Genomic DNA, 18,362 nt, shown 5'->3' with positions numbered 1-18,362 from the left:
TCGACTGCGACAAAGGGCGAAGCCCGACGTCGGCGACTTGAATGATGAAGGACAAGACAGTGCACAAGCCGCTCGCCAGACAGAACAATTTCGATGCAAGCCGGCCGGATGCCGGTATGCTCGAACTTGGCGTCTGCTACTATCCGGAACAATGGCCGCGGGAAAAATGGGAAGAGGATGCCGCTCGCATGGCGGAGCTAGGGCTCGCCTGGGTGCGCATCGGCGAATTCGCCTGGTCGCGCATCGAGCCGCAATCCGGCGTCTTCCAATGGGAGTGGTTCGATGAGGCGGTCGATGTGCTCGGCAAGGCGGGATTGAAGGTGATCATCGGCACGCCGACGGCCGCGCCTCCGAAGTGGCTTGTTGATCGCTACCCCGATATCCTTCCCGTCGATGTGCGCGGCGTCGTGCGCAAGTTCGGCGCGCGCCGGCACTATTGCTTCTCTAGTCAACGCTATCGGCTTGAGGCTGCCCGCATCACCGAAGCGGTCGCGCGGCGCTATGGCGCCCATCCTTTCGTCCACGCCTGGCAGACCGACAACGAGTATGGCGATCACGACACGATTCACAGTTATTCGAGAGCGGCTCTTCACGCCTTTCGCGAATGGCTCGTCGCGCGATATGGCACCGTCGAGGAGTTGAACCGCGCTTGGGGCACCACATTCTGGAGCATGCACTACAACAGCTTCGAAGAGGTGGATCTGCCCAACAATCTCGTGGAGGAACCGACACCGACGCATCTCGTCGATTACTTCCGCTTCTCCTCGGATCAGGTGCAGACCTTCAACAAGACACAGGTCGATATTATTCGCCGTCATTCACCGGGCCGGCCGGTGACCCATAACTTCATGTCGCAGAACACCGACTTCGATCACTACAAGGTCGGCGAAGACATCGATATCGCCTCATGGGACGTCTATCCGATGGGCGGGCTTATCAATGGTCGGCTGAGCAACGAAGAGAAGCGACGCTATCTGCGCACCGGCGATCCCGATCAAACCGCCTTCAACCACGATCTCTACCGCGCAGTCGGTCGCGGCCGTGTGTGGGTGATGGAACAGCAGCCGGGACCGGTGAACTGGGCTTCGCACAATCAGTCGCCGGCGGACGGCATGGTGAGGCTGTGGACGTGGCTTGCCTATGCGCATGGCGTCGACATGGTCTCCTACTTCCGCTGGCGGCAGGCGCCGTTTGCGCAGGAGCAGTTCCATGCTGGTCTTCTCCTGCCAAACAGCGAAGAGGATCAGGGCTATGGGGAAGTGGCCGAGGTCGTCGCCGAGATGAAACGGCTGCCGAAGGGCGAGATGCGCGGCAAGGCTTCGGTGGCACTGCTGCTCGATTACGACTCGCGTTTCGCGACCCGTGCCTTGCCGCAGGGGCGCGACTACGCTGCTTCCGCCCTTGCGCTCGACTGGTATTCGGCTGTCTCTCGCCTCGGTGTCGATGTCGATTTCATCGGACAGCATTCCGATCTCGAGGAATATAGGCTGGTGCTCGCACCCGATCTCGTCATTCCCGATCCGGACTTCATTGCACGGCTCAAGACCTCCGGCGCCAAGGTGCTGTTCGGGCCTCGCAGCGGCAGCAAGACGCGCGACATGCACATCCCCGCTGATCTGCCGCCGGGCATACTGGGCGACCTCCTCGATTTCCGCGTCACGCGTGTCGAATCCTTGCCGGCCTTTCAGTCCGAGACCGTCCTTTACGGCAATGCGAGTCACCAGACCTCCGTCTGGCGCGAAACGATCCGGACATCGGAAACCGTGCTTGCGACATTCCAGGGAGAGTATCGCTCGGATTCCCCGGCGGTGATCGGCAATGATGTCGCACGCTACTGCGCCACGCTGCCGCGTGACGAGTTCCTGTTGAAGTTGATGGGTGACACGCTTGCTTGGGCCGGCGTGGGCAGCTTGCCGGATCTTGGCGATCTGCGCCTTGCCCGGCGCGGAAGGCTGCACTTCGCCTTCAATTACGGAAGCGTCGCGGCAACAGTACCGGCAGGGCAGAGTGCAACATTCCTTGTCGGCAATCGAACGCTTGCGCCTGTCGATGTGGCGATTTGGCTCGACGGCGGCTAAGCGTCGTCACTCGAGCAACAAGACGCAAATGGCCGACGCGCGTGCCGGCCATTTGCGTCGCGGCGCTTCCTGCGTCGATTTCATGAAAACGCCAGATGTCGTCTTACAGGGCACCGATGTCGTTTTCCTATGCGCGCCTCGCCTTCTCCCGTGATCTTCTGGACATGTTCAAGGTGCCGTCGGGATTTCCCCGGCGGATAATTGGGAAACCGGTCTTAAGCCGGTGCTGCCCCCGCAACGGTGGCGGACCGAATGCCTCGATTGATGCCACTGGCGGAACAGCCGGGAAGGTATCGAGGTGTCCGAGCGGACAGGTCCGAGCCCGGAAACCAGCCTTGAATGCAGGCTCGACTGATCGCGGTGGGCGATCGAGAGGCGGATACGGGTGTTTTGACTTCACTTCGTTCCGATCTCGCAACACCATATCAGTCGCGCACGCGCCGGCCGGACGCCGCAGAAGCTTGCGGTTGCCGCGACCGATTTTGCTGCTGTTCAGCCCGTTGAGGAGCGGGCCGATCCGAAAGGGCCCGAAATCTCGGGCAATCATGATCCAGCGTTCAATCAAGGAGGAGATGGCATGACTGGGAACAGAGGCGTCGTCTATTTACGGCCCGGCAAGGTCGAGGTTCGCGATATCGACGATCCGAAACTGGAGGCGCCGGACGGTCGGCGCATCGAGCATGGTGTGATCCTGAAGGTGATCTCCACGAATATTTGCGGCTCCGATCAGCACATGGTGCGTGGACGCACGACGGCGATGCCCGGCCTCGTGCTCGGGCATGAGATCACCGGACAGATCATCGAAAAGGGTAGCGATGTCGAGATGCTCGACGTCGGCGATATCGTCTCGGTGCCGTTCAATGTTGCCTGCGGCCGCTGCCGTTGTTGCAAGTCGCAGGATACCGGCGTCTGCCTGACGGTTAATCCATCGCGTGCCGGCGGTGCCTACGGCTACGTCGATATGGGCGGCTGGATAGGCGGCCAGGCACGCTATGTCATGATACCCTATGCGGACTTCAACCTGCTGAAATTCCCGGACCGTGACAAGGCCCTGGCGAAAATCCGTGACCTCACCATGCTGTCGGACATCTTGCCGACCGGCTTTCATGGCGCCGTTCGTGCCGGCGTCGGTGTCGGCTCTACTGTCTATGTCGCAGGCGCAGGTCCGGTCGGCATGGCGGCTGCCGCTTCAGCCCGCATCCTGGGTGCCGCTGTCGTCATGGTCGGTGATTTCAACAAGGATAGACTTGCGCATGCCGCCAAGGTTGGCTTCGAGCCGATAGATCTTTCCAAGAGCGATCGTCTCGGCGATATGATCGCGGAAGTCGTCGGCATCAACGAGGTAGATAGCGCGATCGATGCAGTTGGCTTCGAAGCGCGCGGACATTCGGGAGGCGAGCAGCCGGCAATCGTGCTCAATCAGATGATGGAGATCACTCGGGCGGCTGGTTCGATCGGTATTCCTGGGTTGTATGTGACGGAAGACCCAGGTGCCGTAGACAGTGCTGCCAAGCAAGGCAGCCTGTCTCTGCGCTTCGGGCTCGGTTGGGCCAAGGCACAATCCTTCCATACGGGTCAGACGCCGGTGCTTAAATATAATCGCCAACTCATGCAGGCGATCCTGCACGACAGATTGCCGATTGCCGACATCGTCAACGCCAAGATCATCTCGCTCGAAGATGCAGCACAAGGATATGAGAGCTTCGATCAAGGCGCTGCAACGAAGTTCGTGCTCGATCCGCATGGCGAGCTGACAAGGGCGGCCTGAAGAAGAAAGGCTCATCGGGATCACATGTCGATCCCGAGGCGAATATGAACGGGGGCGGAGGCTGCTATCTCCGCCCCCGATGTCATATCGGTCAACGCATAGGAGTTTGCCGAACAACGAAATGGCGGCAAGAACCGGCGACGGCATCAACCGATCCATTCGTGCAGTTGCCGGCTTGTGCGCCGCCAAAGGATAATTCAAGCAAATATGCGCTGCAGCAAGGCCCGTCTAAGCCTCCAGTCTTGGCTGGACGCGAGTGATCGCAGCGAGAGATAGCGGCAAATTCGCGCCTGTCGGGCTCAAAAAGCGGCAGCGAGGCGACTTTGGTGGCTAATTATCGACAATAAATGTCGGATTATGTTGCCATTATACATCTATCCTTTACATATATGCGGGCATCCATGCGGAGGAGCTTCGTCATCGCTTCCTAAGCAACGGCGGCTTGACAAGGAACGCTAACCTGAAGAGATCGAACCAATGGCAAACTTTCTTGAGAAATGGACTTCAAAAAAGGCTGATAAGCCGAAGGCTGGCACGCGGAATGTCGTCGATACATTTCGTGCTCGAGTGGCGGAACAGAAGGCATATCTGGAGGAGTACGAGCGTGACGCGGCCGGCTTCAAGAAGTGGCGCTCCACTTGGTTCCAGCGTGTTCCCGGCGGCTTCGGTGTGACGGTCGGTCGCGATTCCGTCAATGCCGGTCGTGGATTGAGCTATGTCGTTGTTGATGGCGTCAAGGACGTGGCAGATTTTCTCGATGATCTGGCCCATCACGCAGAACATGATACCGGCTTCCGGCAGGCTCTCGAACAGAACCGTCAGCGTCGTGTCGCACTTCTGAATGCGGCAAAGACCGGAGGCAAGGCAGCGGCGTCGAAGACCAAGGCGAAGGCCGCCAAGCCAGCAGCAGCCGCAAAGTCGGCCGCCGTCAAGCCCGCAGCTGCCAAGGCTGCACCGAAGGCTACTCGCGCAGCAAAGGCTGCCCCAGTAGCGGCACCGGCCGCTGCAGAGGCAGCAAAGCCGAAGCGCACTCGCAAGCCGAAGGCTGCTGGCGCAGCCGAATAAGACTTAAGAAGCCTGCTTCATGTGGGCTTTGCTTTACTATCGTTCTGATAGAGGCGAACGTGCGAGCTGTTGCAGGCTCGCACGTTTGTCTATGGCTGATCGCGAGTGTCGGCAAGTCCGAGCGGTCAGGAGCAAACCGCTCGAAGCTCTTGATCAGGTGGCTGCGTATTGAAGCGGTTGATGCATCGCGATCATATTCGGAGTTGTTTGATACAACTCAATGATCAAGGATGAGCAGCTGGATTTCGATCAAGGCAGACTCAGGCAGCACCATTGCATAAGTCGCTTCTATGCGAGGCTCGATTCAAAGAAGGAGGCGAGCTTGGTGATCGCAGGCGAGACATATTCGTCTTTTGTCGTAGGGATCGACATGATCGGCAGCGTCGATCCAGAAAACCTCCTTTAGCTTGCACGCAGCCATGTATGCCTCACTCGTCATCCATGAGGTTACGACTTTCGCGCCGAAGTCGTCTTTGCCGTCGGCTATGACAGCCCATCGCAGTTCAGCCGCGAATATCGCCGCCGGTTCGGCTCTCCTTCCGCAGAGGACGGCAGGAGGTTGCGGCAGGTCAATGCGTTGAGCGAAGCTTCTTCCTTGGCCGGCTGATCGAGGGGGCGCGATGCGCTCGGCCTTGAGAAAGTTTGCTCCGCGCTCTGCGGCAATCCGGAAGGAGCGGCGCCTGCCGCCCCTTCCGGTCGATTTCACTTTTTCTCGCTGTATGCCTTGAGGGCGGCGGCGACTTCATTCTTGGCCGCTTCCGCATTGTCGAAGCCACCGACCTCGACGACCTTGCGGGCATCGGGAAGCTGCTTGTAGACGCGGAAGAACGCCTGCAGGCGATCCTGCTCGACCTTGGGAAGATCGGAGATTTCCTTGATGCTGTCGTAGGTCGGGTCGATCTTCGTCGTCGGCACGGCAACGATCTTGTTGTCGACTTCGCCGCCGTCGATCATCTTCAGCACGCCGATTGCGCGCACGCGAACGATGGCGCCGGGAACGATGGGTTCGCGCGTATAGACGATAGCGTCGAGCGGATCGCCGTCGCCACCGAGCGAACTGGTGATGGAGCCGTAGTTGGCCGGATAGGCGACAGGCATGGACTGGAAGCGATCGACGACGATGTGACCGGTCTTGGCGTCGATTTCATACTTGGTGAAGCTGCCGGCCGGAATCTCGATCGCGGTGTAGAATTCCCGGCTTTCATCCTTCGGCTGAGGATAATCGATGTAGGATACGTAATCGGTTGCCGAAGCAATGCTGCTGGAAAGAACCGTCATTGCAATGACGGAGATAAGCTTTTTCATAATACGCCCCCGCGTTAAGGTTGAACGTAGTCGACCTAATCAGGGGTTGTTACGGGCTTGTGACATGAACTGCTGAATGCACAGCTAAGTGCCTATGTCCGGCCTTTGCTGCTGCATCTATCCGAATGCGCGCACATTGCGGCGGATCGTCTGCGGCGGCTGGCCGAGGACGCGCAGGAAGGCGCGGCGCATGCGTTCGCGATCGGCAAAGCCGACTTCGGTAGCGATTTCATCCATTGAATGACGGCCGTCTTCGATCATCAGCCTTGCTGCCTCCACACGCAGGTTCTCGATCGCCTTGGCGGGCGACTGGCCGGTTTCGCTGCGGAAGACCCGGTTGAACTGGCGGGGGCTGAGGCTTGCCGCCTCGGCCAGTTCCTCGACCGACACGATCTTGCGCAGGTTTCTTCCCGCAAAGTCGAGCGCGCGTTGAACACGGTCGGATTTTGGCTCCAGTTCCAGAAGGGTCGAAAATTGCGACTGGCCGCCGGCACGGCGATGATAGACGACAAGCTTTCGAGCCACGGTTCGCGCCAGCTCTTCTCCGTGATCCTTCTCGATCATGGCAAGAGCGAGGTCGATGGTGGCGGTCATGCCGGCCGATGTCCAGATGGACCCGTCGATGATGAAAATCTTGTCGTCATCGACTTTGAGAGCTGGGAAGCGATCCCGGAGTTCCCGTGCGAAGATCCAATGTGTCGTTGCGCGGCGACCGTCGAGCAGACCGGCTTCCGCCAAAGCAAAGGCGCCTGTGCAAGGCGCCGCGACACGCCGGGCGAATTTTGCCGCCTGACGGATATAGTCGAGGATTGTGGAAGACGTGGGCGAGATCTCCGTGGCCGCGCCGATAAAAACGGAATCGAAAATAGCATCGCCAAAGGCTTCCGTTTCGACACTGAAGCCCGCAGACGAGCGCACAAGTCCTCCTGCCTCCGAAAGAAGCGTCACGCGGTAGAGTTCCCGCCCGCTTGCCAGGTTTGCGATCTCAAAGGCGGTCACTGCTGTAAATCCCATGACCTGAAAGCCGGGGAAGATGATAAATCCAATGGAATGCATGGCAAAACTCGCGGCTGGAAAAGGTGCTTATAGCACTTCTCCGCCACCAGAAGCAGTGATTTCTTCATGGTTATGGCGAGCACTCAGGAGATCATGTCTTAAAACGCTGTGAATATGACATTTCGGTCATCAGCATTCACGCGTATTGTTTCTGCACGCGGGATGACAACGCCGCAGCACAAGGAATGGAAACAATGACAAATTCACTAGGCAAGGCATTGGTCACAGGCGCTTCATCGGGCATTGGCGCTGTTTACGCGCATCGGCTTGCCAATCGCGGCTTCGACCTCATTCTGGTGGCGCGCAATGAAGAACGGCTTTCGGCGATCGCAGATAGGCTGCGCAAGGAGACGGGGCGCAAGGTCGACGTCATCGCGGCGGATCTCGGCGCTTCGGGCGATCTTCGCCGCATCGAGCATGTCTTGAAGACGGACGAGGCGATCACGCTTCTCGTCAACAATGCCGGCTTCGGCGGGGCGGCCCCCTTGCTGGAGGCGGATGTCGACAGGATGCAGCAGATGATCGATCTGAACGTTACGGCACTGATGCGGCTCACCTATGCCGCCGTGCCGGGCTTCGTGGCGCGCGGGGGCGGTTCCATCATCAATATCGCGTCGATCGTGGCAATCGCACCGGAATTGCTGAACGGCGTTTATGGTGGCACGAAAGCCTTCGTGCTGGCCTTCAGCCAATCGCTGAAGCACGAGTTGGCGGAAAAGAACATTCGCATACAGGCGGTTCTGCCCGGCGCGACCGCCACGGAATTCTGGTCGGTTGCCGGCATCTCCGTCGAGCATCTGCCGTCGGAAATCGTCATGTCGACTGAGGACATGGTCGATGCCGCTCTGGTGGGGTTTGATCAGGGAGAGCTCGCGACGATCCCGGCTCTCGAAGATGTCGGATTGCAGCAGGCCTATGAAGCTGCACGAGAGGCGCTGAAGCCCAATCTGTCGCGATCGGCTGCAGCTCGACGCTATCAGGTGAAATAGAAGTTGATCGACTGAATGGAACGACCGGCATTCACATATGAGGGCCGGTCATTCAAAAGCCATAAAACTGACGAGGCTCGAAAGAGCAAGGTGGATCGATACGATCCAGACATCTCGCGCCTGATATACTCATGAGATGCGACCCATACACCGAGGTATATCGCGGTGGGAATCGCTTTATCTATAGGGACCTGAATGAGAAGGTTCGCCGCGACCAAAGCAGATCTGCGAGGTTCAATGCGATGTATTCCATCCAAGATCGCACGCCCGTTTCAATCGTTATCGCAAATTACAACTACGCCCACTTTCTGAAGCGTAGCATCGACAGCGCATTGGAGCAGGATTACGCCGACGCCGAAGTCATCGTCGTCGACGATGCGTCGAGCGATGCGACGGCGAATGTCATTGCCTCCTATGGCTCTAGAATAAGAACGTGTCTGCGCGAAGTGAATGGCGGACATGCTGCAGCATTCAATACAGGCTTTGCGTCCAGTCACGGCGAGATCGTACTGTTTCTCGATGCGGATGATTATCTCTATCCGAATGCGGTGTCGGAGGTTGTCGAAGCATGGGAAGAGAAGACGGCGCAGGTTCAGTTCCGGCTGCATATCGTTGATGAGGAGATGCATGTGAAGGATATATTTCCGCCGATGGAATTGCCGTTCGATTCCGGCGATGTCATCCCGGAACTGTTGCGCAAGGGTCGCTATCAAACGACCGTTACAAGCGGTCTGGCGTTCAAGCGCTCGGTGCTGGACAGGGTGATGCCAGTCCCGGAGCCGGAGTTCCGGCAGGGTGCGGATGGATATCTTGCAACGGTGGCACCGCTCCACGGCGAGGTGACGTCGATCGAGGATTGCCTTGGCGCTTACCGCATTCATGGCGCCAATCACTCCGTCTTTGCCGAAAAACTCGGCCAGCGTGCACGGTGGCGTATTGCGCATGATTTTCGCCGATTGAAAGCATTGTCGGATCAGGCGGCGGACATTGGATTGGATGTGCCCGACAATGCCGGTCTGCGCGATCCCGTGCATTTGGAGGAGCGTTTGGCATCGCTTTGCATCGATAGGAGTCAGCATCCGGTTGCGGATGATTCCAGGCTCTCGCTGGCTGCGGCTGGCGCCGTTGCGAGCCTCAAAATGAAAGCATCGCGAAAACGTCGCCTGGTGCTGGCCGGATGGTTTCTTTCAATCGGCGTGCTTCCTCGAAACATGGCAAGGACTATTCTGTCCTGGAAGCTTGTCGCCTCGTCGAGGCCTCGGTTGCTCTTGCGTCTTTCGAAAACCATCAGACATGCGATCGGGTAGATCGAGTCGGGAATTCAAGGGGCGCATGTGCTAATCGATGGTGCGCTCCTAATCGGTGGCGTCCGATTTGCGAGAGGGGCCCATCAATGTGTCGACCACGCCTTGATGATGGACGTTCCTGTCGTAACGGCTATCGGTTGCAAGTTGCATCAGGCCTGCAAAAGCATCCTTGGCCGTGGGCTTCTTTCCCTCCCCGCGAAGATAGGCAGTCAATCGATTATAATTGTCATTCGCCTTGATCTCCAGCGGATTGCCCGCGCCCATTTTCTTCAGGGGCCACCACGACCAGCCGATGCCGTTTTTCTCCTGCAAAGCGACGGCGCGGGCATACCAGTCGTTGTTGTTTTCGCCGGATTCGCCGTTCCAAAGCGGCATGTCATATTGTTCGCGCAGCTTCAGGAATGGCTCGATTGATTCCTGCGTCGTCGGTGTCCAGTATTTGTGAAAGCTGAGCGCCGTATTGCGATCGGCAATCGGCAATATGCCGGCGTAGTTGTTGCCCCAGCAATTGCCTTCGATGATCAACATGTGGTTGGTGTCGATCGCGCGGATTGCGCGGATGGTGCGCTGATAGATATCGCGCAGCGGCCGGTTTTCGGTTTCGCGGCAGCCCCCCTTGTCTTTCTCGTCCTGGAAACCCCAATTCGGCTCGTTGAGGAGATCGTAGCCGGCGATTGTCGCCTCGCTCTTGTAGCGCCGCGCGATTTCGCTCCAGAGCGCGATCATCATTGCCTGGTTCCTGTCGCTATTCCAGAGCGAAGGCCTGCTCGGATTGCGGTCGGAAATGGCGATGTCGTGACCCTGGCCGCCAGGTGCGGCATGCAGATCGAGGATCAGATACATGTGATTGGCTTTCAGCCAGCCGATCAGTGCATCGACCCGTCGAAAACCTTCTTCGTTCCATACGATATCCCGTGGTGCATCCTTGCCGCTTCCGTCCTTGATGAACAGTTGCCAATGCATCGGCAGACGCACGCTGTTGAAGCCCCACTTGGCCATCGCATCGATATCCGCCCTGGTCACGGCATTGTCGCGCCAGGACCGATAGAACTGCTCGGTCTTTTGCTTGCCGACGACTTCCGAGATGCGGTGGCGAATGATGTGCTGCGCCTTGAGATTGGCAAGGCCCATCATGTAGCCTTCCTGCACCATCCAGCCTCCAAGGCCAAGGCCGCGCAGGATGAGCGCATTGCCCTTCTCATCGACGATCCGCTGATGATCGGCGCGAACAAATCCGTCTGCATGCGCCGACGGCGCGAATGATCCCAGACAAGCAACAGACAGGCCAGCGAGTAACAGCAGAAAATGCCTCATGAATCTCAACTTGCCTGAAACTTTGGCGCCATGTGGGCGCAGCGTGGTTTTGTCAGGGTAAAGTATTGCGAGACGGGTTCGCGACAACCATCAGAGCCTTATTTATTGCTGACGACATGGTCGTTTTCGCTATCTGCGCCGGTCTTTTGACGGGTAATTAGTCTTCCGATCCCTGCCGGGTGGTGTGGGTGAAGACAGGAACGGCCAGATCGATCGCCAGAGCCAGCACCATGGCGCTGGCGCCGATCAAGAAGAGCAGATGATAATTTCCGCCGGTTCGTCCGAAGAGGAAGGAAAGTCCATAAGCTGCCACCGCCTGGAATAATGCGAAGAACACCGTCGCCAGGCTCCAGGCTGCCTTTTGTTGGGCCGGATGATGTGGCAGCAGTTCCGCGATCCGGCCGAGCACCAGGGGAGCGGTTCCGGTGACGAAGGCGCCGACGATCAGGCTCGAGGCGATGAGCCATGCCTGTCCGAGGCCAAGAGCGGGAATGACGACAGCGAAGGCTTCCAGCAGGAAGGCGAGCCGCAGTGCCGCCGCAAAACCCGTTCGATCCGCGAGATGGCCGGCAAGAAGCGGGCCTATCGTCGCGCCAATACCGAAAAGAACCCAATATTCCGCCCCGACCTGCAGGCCCTGGCCCATCCCCCGTGCGACGAAATCGACGAGGAAGATCATGTGCGGCACCCAACCGGCCGCGTTGAGCGCATATTCTACATAAACGGCACGCAGCGTGCCGGGCGCCGGGATGTGGAGGGAATGATGGGTCGGGGCGGGCGATGCGACGACATCACGCGGCCATCCGCTCCAGGCGATGATGGTCAACAGCAGCGACAGGGCTCCGAGGCCGAACCACGTTTCGCGCAGGCCCTGCTGCAGCAGCAGGGGGACGAGCGTGCCCGATAGCGCAACGCCGGCGCCGATGCCCATGAAGATCACGCCGCCGGCAAGGCCTCGGCGCGCCGAGGCTATCAGCGGCAGGACGGCCGGCGCCGCCAGCACCATCAGGGCGCCGCCCGCAAACCCGGCGGCAAAGCGCCAGATAAAGAACCATAGGAAGCTCAAAGGAAAGGCGCAGGCGAAGAAAGCAGCCGTCGCGGCCAGCATCATGATCCGGAGTGTGAAAATGGTGGAGAACCGCGTCGCGACCGGCCGGCCGAGTAATGCGCCGGCCAGATAACCGGAAAGATTGGCGGCGCCCAAATAGGCCGCGGCGGCGGCTTCGAACCAATGCGCATCGACGATAGCGGGTAGAAGCGGGGTGTAGGCGAAGCGGGCGAGCCCGATGCCGATAAGGCAGGCGCAGAATCCCGACAGGATGGCGCGCCATGCCGCCTGTGTCTTGTGGTTCCGGTCGATTTCATGGGCTGCGGCGTCGGTCATGGGAACTCTCTCAACGATCGGTGCTTGAGAGAATACGCTGCAAGCTATATCATAAAAATTGATTTATTATGAGAAGAGTTATCTTTGATTGAGATAGGTAGGGCATGGACATATCCGATCTCAGAATTTTCGAGGCGGTATCGCGGCACGGCAGCATGAACCGGGCGGCGCAGGAACTGCATACGGTCCAATCGAATGTGACGGCGCGTGTCCGGGCACTGGAAGAGGAGCTGGGTGTCAGCCTGTTTCACCGGCACGCAAGGGGCGTGTCGACCACACCCGCCGGGCAGCGCATTCTGCCTTTTGTCGGCCGCATCACCAAGCTTCTGGCTGATGCCCGCACCGCGGCCAAGGATGATGGCGAGCCGGGCGGGACGCTCGCAATCGGCAGTCTGGAGACAACCACGGCGCTGCGCCTGTCGCCGCTCCTGGGACGATTTGCCAAGGCCTATCCTCAGGTTCGCCTTGTCGTCACGACGGGCACGACCCGCAGGCTCATCGACGATGTCGTCGCTTGCCGGGTAGAGGGCGCGTTCGTGGCAGGCCCGGTCAGCCATCCCGATCTCGAGCACGAGGCGATCTTTCAGGAGGAACTCGTTCTCGTCACCTCGCCCGTCATCGCCACGCTGGAGGATTTGGTCGGTATTGCTGATCTGAAGACCATCGTCTTTCAGATCGGTTGTTCCTATCGGCAGCGGCTGGAGGCGCTTCTGGCAGATTTGGGCATCGTCACTTCGAAACCGCTGGAATTCGGTTCTCTCGATACGATCATAAGCTGCGTGTCCGCCGGCGTCGGCATCACCCTTCTGCCAAAGGGCGCCGTGGCAGCCGCTCATCAAGATGGCAGGGTCGCAATTCATCAGCTTCCGCCGGAGCGGTCGCTGGTAGATACGCTTTTCGTGCGTCGCTCGGACGCTTATACGTCCAGTGCCATGACCGCGCTGCTCGATATGGCTCGATCGGCCGGCAAGGCCTAGCTCGAAGCCATGATGTCCTGCCAGGAGCTATAGGCCGAAAGCACGGTTTCCATCTGCGCGGTGTGGCCGTCGACGAAGGCTTCGCCATAGATCGTTTCATCGGGGTATTCGGTGATCAATGTGATGGGCACCGTATGGCGATCGTCGATATTGGCGAGGCAGGGGAAGCCGTTGATGATACGGAATCCGGTTTCGCCGGCATGGGTTTCGTAGAGCGCGATCTGTCGGTCGTTATAATCCAACAGGCCGGGGATGGTTCCGAGGTGCCTGGTGACCTTGTCCAGCAGCCGCTCGGCCTGAGCCGCCCAGCCGGAATGATAGCGGGCAATCAGGAAAAAGCCTTTCGGCAGTGTCCACATGGCGAAATTGCGCGGGACATAGCCTGAAAGCGGGCGGGTCCATTCATGCGCCGGGTAACCATGCAGGTTGACGTGAAGCTGCGCGCCGCTCAGTTTTTCCGCCTGAAAGCGGATTTTCTTCTCGTAGAGATAAGGACCGGCATTCTCTTCGGTGCGGTATTCGAGGTCGTCGCCGAGCGCGGTATAGCGGGCGGCGTGATACATGTGGCGCGGGCTGTCCTGACGCAGGCGCTGATGCAGCGCGTAGCCATCGGGATTTTCGAGCGGCGAAATGGTGAAATGAGCGCCTTCGACCTTGACCAGGCGCTGTGCGGCACGCAGCGCACCCACGCCGCCGGTCGTCTCATTGGCGTGCTGGCCACCGCTGATCATTACGGCGGCATCGCGGCCCTTGACATAGCGTGCGCGAACAGAGCGTCCAGAGCGAGTGACAGTTTCGAACGCCTCGCCACCGATAGTGTTAAGCACAGCCTCGATCTGCCGCGCCGCCAGAGGTTCCGTGGCCGTCTCGATCTGCTGTTCCGGCCCATCCCAGTAGCGGGAGCTGAGCGGTTGCGTCTGCACTTTTACCGAGACGTCACCGGAAGATTGCAGAATCTGCGGAACGATCTGCCCGGGCTTCAATCCGCGGTCGCCTAGCGGGCGGCCGGACTTCTTCTGGAAGAACTCAAGCAGGGAGAAATAGAAGTCTTCATGCAGCGCCTCGCGCAGACTCATGACCTCATCGGCGACTGGCAGGGCCTCATCCGCTGCCGGCAGGGCGACGCGGATATTCAATTCCTCGAAATAGGGTTCGGTCGAACCCCAGTCGAAATGGGTTATTGCGGCGATCGTTTCTTCGAAGAGATCTTCGTAATCGGTGCGCAGCGGTTCGCCAATCACGCCACCATTCCGCACGAGCCAACCGGTCGGCGAGACGCTCGTTTCGCCTGCTGCGTCAATGTGAACGCGATTGGGCACCAACACCTTCAATCGGTGCGCACTGCCGGCATTGGTGTGCAACACGACATCATAATGAAAGTCGCTGTCGGTTCTCGCAGCAAAGGTGATTTTGCGATTTTCGACCATCGCGGCTAGCGGATAGGCTTCCAGCCGGAAGCGATTATCCGGCGCCTTCGGATGAACCGGATAATGGATCTCGATCGCAGCCACATCCTGCAGATCGATCTCCTCGACGAAGGCATTCACCAGCGGCTTGTACGCGCTGCGAATGCGCGCGTTTACGCCTTTTTCCTTGAGCGCGCGTTCCGCCTGCTGGCGGCTTTTCCTGTCATCAAAGGTCCAGGCCTCGAAATTCTGGCCGGCCTTGGCATCGGCAACGAGGCGCGACAACGTTCGCTCAAAGCTTCTTTCGAAAATCAGGGTCATGATGTCTTACCTTGTCGTTCGGCCAGTCGGGTCGAGGCTGTCGCGCAGCCAGTCACCCAGGAGATTGAGGCCGAGCACGGTCAAAAGGATCGCGAGGCCTGGGAAAAGGCTCACCCACCATGCCGTCTGCAGATAGGTGCGGCCATCGGCTAACATGCCGCCCCAGCTCGGGATGGTCGGGTCGACGCCCAATCCGAGGAAGGTGAGGCTGCTTTCCAGCAGGATGTTGTTGGCGATGTTCAGCGTCATCAGCACGATCACCGGGCCGACGAGGTTCGGCAGCAGATGCTGGAAGATAATGCGCCAGTCTTTGACGCCGATGGCGCGCGCCGACAGGATGAACTCACGCTCGCGCAGGCTGAGCACCGAGCCGCGCACAAGACGCGCATATTGCACCCATTGCGAGACGATGAGCAGGATGATGGTGTTGGTGAGGCTGCCGCCAACGATGGCGATGAAGGTTATTGCCAGAAGAATGAAAGGCATGGCGAGCTGGATGTCGGCGAAACGCATCAGCAGCATGTCCCAGATGCCGCGATAATAACCCGCGGCAAGGCCCACCAAAACGCCGAGCACTACGCCGCCAGCCACGGAAATGAGGCCGACGGTCAACGATATCTTGCCACCTGCAACGACACGGGCCAGCACATCGCGCCCGAGCGGATCGGTACCGAAGGGGTGAGCGAGGCTGACGAAGGGTCTGGCAAGGCGTGCCATCAGGTCGATCTTTTCGGCGCCGCCGGGGAAGAGCACATCGGAGAGAAGCACGGCAAGGCAGATGACGACGGTGATCGAGGCTCCGACGATGAATTCGAAGCTGTAGAAACGCGAACGGCGTGAGATCGTGGCGGCCATGGGCGTTACTCCGTGCGGATACGTGGGTCGATGAGGCCATAGGCGATATCGACGAGAAGGTTTACGCCGACGATGAACAGCGCCAGCACGGTGATCACGCCCTGCAGCACCGGATAATCGCGGGCGCCGACGGCATCGAATGCCAGCGTGCCGAGACCGGGCCAGTTGAAGACGCGCTCGATGACGACGATGCCGCCGAGCAGGCCGCCGAACTGGATGCCGAAATAGGTGATGAGCGGTATCGCGCAATTGCGCAGCGCGTGCTTGTAGAGCACCTTGCTTTCGCTGAGCCCCTTGGCCCGCGCGACCATGATATATTGCGACTGCAGCGTCTCCAGCATCGCGGTGCGCACCAGGCGGACGTTCGTCGCCGTCAGGATCACGCCCATCGTCACGGCCGGCATGACGTAGCTCGAAATGCCAACCATGCCGCTCGGCGGCAACCAGCCGAGCGTGATGGAGAACAACAGCACCATCATCAGCGCCAGCCAGAAATTCGGGAAGGAGAGGCCAAGCAGCGAGAGAACGCGGATGATCTGGTCCGCCGTCTTGCCGCGTGCCGTCGCGGCCTTGATCCCGAGCGGGATGGAGAGCGCGATCGACACGACCATGGAGATGAAGGCGAGCAGAAGCGTCGCGGGCAGGGCGTTGGCAATCAACTGGGAAACAGGCGTGCCACCGGTGAAGCTGCGGCCGAAATCGAGCGTCAGCAGCCCCTTCAGGAAGGTGAAATATTGGACGAAAAAGGGCTGATCCGTGCCAAGCGCGGTGCGAATGCGCGCGAGATCGTCTTCCGTCATGCTGCCGCCACCCTGAAACATCATCAAGGCAGGATCACCCGTCAGGCGGATGGCGAATGAGACGAGAAGCGTGATTGCGATAATGACGAAAATCGCCTGCAGCAATCGCTTGATGAGAAAACCGGCCACGTTCTTACCCCGATAGCTTTCAGACGACGCCGCCGACCGAGCCGGCGGCGTCTTGCTGGATGATTAGTCGACGGTGACTTCGTTCAGCTTGATGCGGGTATCGGGAGCGGGCACGAAGCCCTTGACCCGCTTGCTGACGCCGTAGATCGCATTGCTGTTGTAGAGCGGCAGTTCGAGCGCCTTGTCGGCGACATACTTGCCGATCTCCTTGAGTACCTTCTCGCGTTCGGCGCGATCTGTGAGCGGCCGCTGCGATTCCAGTAGCTTGTCCAGCGTCGCGTCCTTCTCGTACGGGTTCCACTTTTCGCCGGAGTGGTACATCGAATAGGCGGTGTTGTCGTAATCGAAGGTCCAGCCGCCCCACTTCTGCTGGAACATCGCGCCGGTCTTGCCCTGGGGGATGATGTCGTTCAGCAGAACGTTGGTTTCGTATGGCTTGATGGTGGCGGTGAGACCGACCATCTGCAGGTAGCTCGCGACGACCTGTGCCACTTCGTTCATCGTCGCGTCGTTGCCGCGAATATCGATCTGAACGGCGGCGCCGGGCTTTACGCCGGCTTCAGCAAGCAGCTTCTTGGCGCCTGCCGGATCAAAGGGAATGGGTTTCAGGTCGGGATCGTAACCGAAGGACAGCGAATTCTGGAAGCTGACGATCTCGGTTCCCTGGCCGGCCAGGATCGACTTGACGATCGTGTCGCGGTCGACGGCCATGATGATCGCCTTGCGAACGCGCGGATCGGCCGTGATGCCATCGCGGGTGTTGAAGCGCAGCGAGTCGACGGTCGGGCCGGGAACGCTCGCGATTTCGAGCTTGGAGTCGCCCTGGATGACCGGGAGCATGCCGATCGGAATGGTCGGCGGAATGACGATATCGACGCGGCCGGCCTGAAGCTCGGCAACTGCGGTCGCCGGCTCGCTGATGAAGCGATATTCCAGCTCGGAAATCTTCGGAGCGCCGCCCCAGTAATCCGGATTGGCTTCCAGCTTGATGTTCACCTTCGGCGTATAGGATACGAACTTGAACGCGCCGGTGCCGACCGGGTTGAGGTTGAAGTAATCCTCGCCCTTTTCCTTGATGTATTTCGGCGGAACGATCATGGCACCATAGCCGGCAAGCTTCGTCAGAAGCACCGGATCGGGCGTCTTCAGCTTCATGTCGACCGTGTAGTCGTCGATGATATCAACGCTTTCGATCGCGGTGTAGTTCGAACGCTGTGGTCCCTTGGCGCCTTGTTCGCCGAGCAGGCGATCGAAGGTGAACTTCACCGCCTCGGCGTTGAAGGGCTCGCCGTCATGGAATTTGACGTTGTGGCGAAGCTTGAAACGGATGCGCTTGCCTTGATCCAACTCTTCCCAGGATTCGGCAAGACCCGGTACCAGCTTGAGATCGGGGCCGCGATAGGTGAGGCCGTCGAAGATATTGGTCGAGACGGCAGCCCATGCCACGAGGAACGTGTCGATCGGGTCCCAACTGCCTGGGTCCTGCGACGACGACACGGTCAGCTTTCCTGCCGCGAATGCCGGAGCGGCACTGATGGCGACGCTCGACATGACGAGTGCGGTCAGAGCGGTCTTCAATCCCCATTTCATTGTTTTCATTGAACCTGT

Annotated in this window: 15 protein-coding genes and 1 riboswitch; of the genes, 7 read left to right on the top strand and 8 right to left on the bottom strand. The window is 59.3% G+C overall.

Annotation, left to right across the window (positions count from 1 at the left end; translation table 11 throughout):
- Positions 1-41 precede the first annotated feature (41 nt).
- The 4 genes from BJ928_RS14555 to BJ928_RS14540 all read left to right on the top strand — a co-directional run bounded on the left by BJ928_RS14555 (position 42) and on the right by BJ928_RS14540 (position 5,317).
- Positions 42-2,078 (top strand): beta-galactosidase, encoded by a 2,037-nt coding sequence (locus BJ928_RS14555; protein ID WP_245432306.1) that lies wholly within the window; start codon positions 42-44, stop codon positions 2,076-2,078.
- 154 nt (positions 2,079-2,232) lie between these two features.
- Positions 2,233-2,431: riboswitch (cobalamin riboswitch) on the top strand.
- Positions 2,432-2,655: 224 nt separating this feature from the next.
- Positions 2,656-3,846 carry a formaldehyde dehydrogenase, glutathione-independent gene (gene fdhA / locus BJ928_RS14550; protein WP_047630088.1) on the top strand — a complete coding sequence of 397 codons (1,191 nt, stop codon included), beginning with the start codon at positions 2,656-2,658 and terminating at the stop codon, positions 3,844-3,846.
- A gap of 477 nt (positions 3,847-4,323) precedes the next feature.
- Positions 4,324-4,911, top strand: a complete 588-nt coding sequence (locus BJ928_RS14545) for a hypothetical protein (protein WP_047630087.1) — start codon at positions 4,324-4,326, stop codon at positions 4,909-4,911.
- Positions 4,912-5,131: 220 nt separating this feature from the next.
- On the top strand, positions 5,132-5,317 hold the full coding sequence (locus BJ928_RS14540) for a hypothetical protein (RefSeq protein ID WP_047630086.1): 186 nt from the start codon (positions 5,132-5,134) through the stop codon (positions 5,315-5,317).
- 296 nt (positions 5,318-5,613) lie between these two features.
- Here the strand turns inward: BJ928_RS14540 and BJ928_RS14530 are convergent, their stop codons facing one another.
- Together BJ928_RS14530 and BJ928_RS14525 are read right to left on the bottom strand one after the other, a co-directional pair.
- Complete coding sequence (locus BJ928_RS14530; RefSeq protein WP_047630085.1) at positions 5,614-6,216, bottom strand: inorganic diphosphatase; 603 nt, start codon at positions 6,214-6,216, stop codon at positions 5,614-5,616.
- Between the two features lie 117 nt (positions 6,217-6,333).
- The gene (locus tag BJ928_RS14525; RefSeq protein ID WP_047630084.1) at positions 6,334-7,272 is read right to left on the bottom strand and encodes a GlxA family transcriptional regulator; all 939 of its coding nucleotides are present in this window, start codon (positions 7,270-7,272) and stop codon (positions 6,334-6,336) included.
- A gap of 194 nt (positions 7,273-7,466) precedes the next feature.
- Here BJ928_RS14525 and BJ928_RS14520 point away from each other — a divergent pair, with 194 nt between their 5' ends.
- Together BJ928_RS14520 and BJ928_RS14515 are read left to right on the top strand one after the other, a co-directional pair.
- A complete protein-coding gene (locus BJ928_RS14520) occupies positions 7,467-8,261 on the top strand; it encodes an SDR family oxidoreductase (RefSeq protein WP_047630482.1) in 795 nt (264 codons plus the stop codon).
- 242 nt (positions 8,262-8,503) lie between these two features.
- Complete coding sequence (locus tag BJ928_RS14515) at positions 8,504-9,568, top strand: glycosyltransferase (RefSeq protein ID WP_047630083.1); 1,065 nt, start codon at positions 8,504-8,506, stop codon at positions 9,566-9,568.
- A 48-nt stretch (positions 9,569-9,616) separates the two neighbouring features.
- Here BJ928_RS14515 and BJ928_RS14510 read toward each other — a convergent pair whose 3' ends face one another.
- Complete coding sequence (locus BJ928_RS14510) at positions 9,617-10,882, bottom strand: glycoside hydrolase family 5 protein (RefSeq protein WP_047630082.1); 1,266 nt, start codon at positions 10,880-10,882, stop codon at positions 9,617-9,619.
- 157 nt (positions 10,883-11,039) lie between these two features.
- Positions 11,040-12,266: a YbfB/YjiJ family MFS transporter gene (locus tag BJ928_RS14505; RefSeq protein WP_047630081.1), complete on the bottom strand. Its 1,227-nt coding sequence runs from the start codon at positions 12,264-12,266 to the stop codon at positions 11,040-11,042.
- Between the two features lie 104 nt (positions 12,267-12,370).
- On the opposite strand from BJ928_RS14505, the gene BJ928_RS14500 reads away from it, so the two are divergent.
- The gene (locus BJ928_RS14500; protein WP_047630080.1) at positions 12,371-13,243 is read left to right on the top strand and encodes a LysR family transcriptional regulator; all 873 of its coding nucleotides are present in this window, start codon (positions 12,371-12,373) and stop codon (positions 13,241-13,243) included.
- On the opposite strand, the gene BJ928_RS14495 is transcribed toward BJ928_RS14500, so the two are convergent.
- From BJ928_RS14495 to BJ928_RS14480, 4 genes are all read right to left on the bottom strand, one after another.
- The gene (locus BJ928_RS14495; protein ID WP_047630079.1) at positions 13,240-14,970 is read right to left on the bottom strand and encodes a M14 family metallopeptidase; all 1,731 of its coding nucleotides are present in this window, start codon (positions 14,968-14,970) and stop codon (positions 13,240-13,242) included. The two genes, BJ928_RS14500 and BJ928_RS14495, sit on opposite strands and share 4 nt — an antisense overlap.
- 6 nt (positions 14,971-14,976) lie before the next feature.
- Positions 14,977-15,825 (bottom strand): ABC transporter permease, encoded by an 849-nt coding sequence (locus BJ928_RS14490; RefSeq protein WP_047630078.1) that lies wholly within the window; start codon positions 15,823-15,825, stop codon positions 14,977-14,979.
- Positions 15,826-15,830: 5 nt separating this feature from the next.
- On the bottom strand, positions 15,831-16,754 hold the full coding sequence (locus BJ928_RS14485) for an ABC transporter permease (protein ID WP_047630075.1): 924 nt from the start codon (positions 16,752-16,754) through the stop codon (positions 15,831-15,833).
- Between the two features lie 63 nt (positions 16,755-16,817).
- Positions 16,818-18,353 carry an ABC transporter substrate-binding protein gene (locus BJ928_RS14480; RefSeq protein ID WP_047630073.1) on the bottom strand — a complete coding sequence of 512 codons (1,536 nt, stop codon included), beginning with the start codon at positions 18,351-18,353 and terminating at the stop codon, positions 16,818-16,820.
- Between the last annotated feature and the right edge of the window lie 9 nt (positions 18,354-18,362).

This window comes from Rhizobium sp. WW_1 (genome assembly GCF_003610155.1).
GTDB lineage: Bacteria > Pseudomonadota > Alphaproteobacteria > Rhizobiales > Rhizobiaceae > Rhizobium > Rhizobium tropici_A.
Note: the sequence above shows the minus strand (reverse complement) of the source record. Positions and strands in the feature narration are given on the sequence as shown.

Coding starts and splice junctions, on each gene's coding strand:
- BJ928_RS14515 (WP_047630083.1), top strand. CDS start 8,504: ATGTATTCCATCCAAGATCGCACGCCCGTTTCAATCGTTATCGCAAAT.
- BJ928_RS14530 (WP_047630085.1), bottom strand. CDS start 6,216: ATGAAAAAGCTTATCTCCGTCATTGCAATGACGGTTCTTTCCAGCAGC.
- BJ928_RS14520 (WP_047630482.1), top strand. CDS start 7,467: ATGACAAATTCACTAGGCAAGGCATTGGTCACAGGCGCTTCATCGGGC.
- BJ928_RS14500 (WP_047630080.1), top strand. CDS start 12,371: ATGGACATATCCGATCTCAGAATTTTCGAGGCGGTATCGCGGCACGGC.
- fdhA (WP_047630088.1), top strand. CDS start 2,656: ATGACTGGGAACAGAGGCGTCGTCTATTTACGGCCCGGCAAGGTCGAG.
- BJ928_RS14540 (WP_047630086.1), top strand. CDS start 5,132: ATGATCAAGGATGAGCAGCTGGATTTCGATCAAGGCAGACTCAGGCAG.
- BJ928_RS14495 (WP_047630079.1), bottom strand. CDS start 14,970: ATGACCCTGATTTTCGAAAGAAGCTTTGAGCGAACGTTGTCGCGCCTC.
- BJ928_RS14505 (WP_047630081.1), bottom strand. CDS start 12,266: ATGACCGACGCCGCAGCCCATGAAATCGACCGGAACCACAAGACACAG.
- BJ928_RS14480 (WP_047630073.1), bottom strand. CDS start 18,353: ATGAAAACAATGAAATGGGGATTGAAGACCGCTCTGACCGCACTCGTC.
- BJ928_RS14510 (WP_047630082.1), bottom strand. CDS start 10,882: ATGAGGCATTTTCTGCTGTTACTCGCTGGCCTGTCTGTTGCTTGTCTG.
- BJ928_RS14555 (WP_245432306.1), top strand. CDS start 42: ATGATGAAGGACAAGACAGTGCACAAGCCGCTCGCCAGACAGAACAAT.
- BJ928_RS14525 (WP_047630084.1), bottom strand. CDS start 7,272: ATGCATTCCATTGGATTTATCATCTTCCCCGGCTTTCAGGTCATGGGA.
- BJ928_RS14545 (WP_047630087.1), top strand. CDS start 4,324: ATGGCAAACTTTCTTGAGAAATGGACTTCAAAAAAGGCTGATAAGCCG.
- BJ928_RS14490 (WP_047630078.1), bottom strand. CDS start 15,825: ATGGCCGCCACGATCTCACGCCGTTCGCGTTTCTACAGCTTCGAATTC.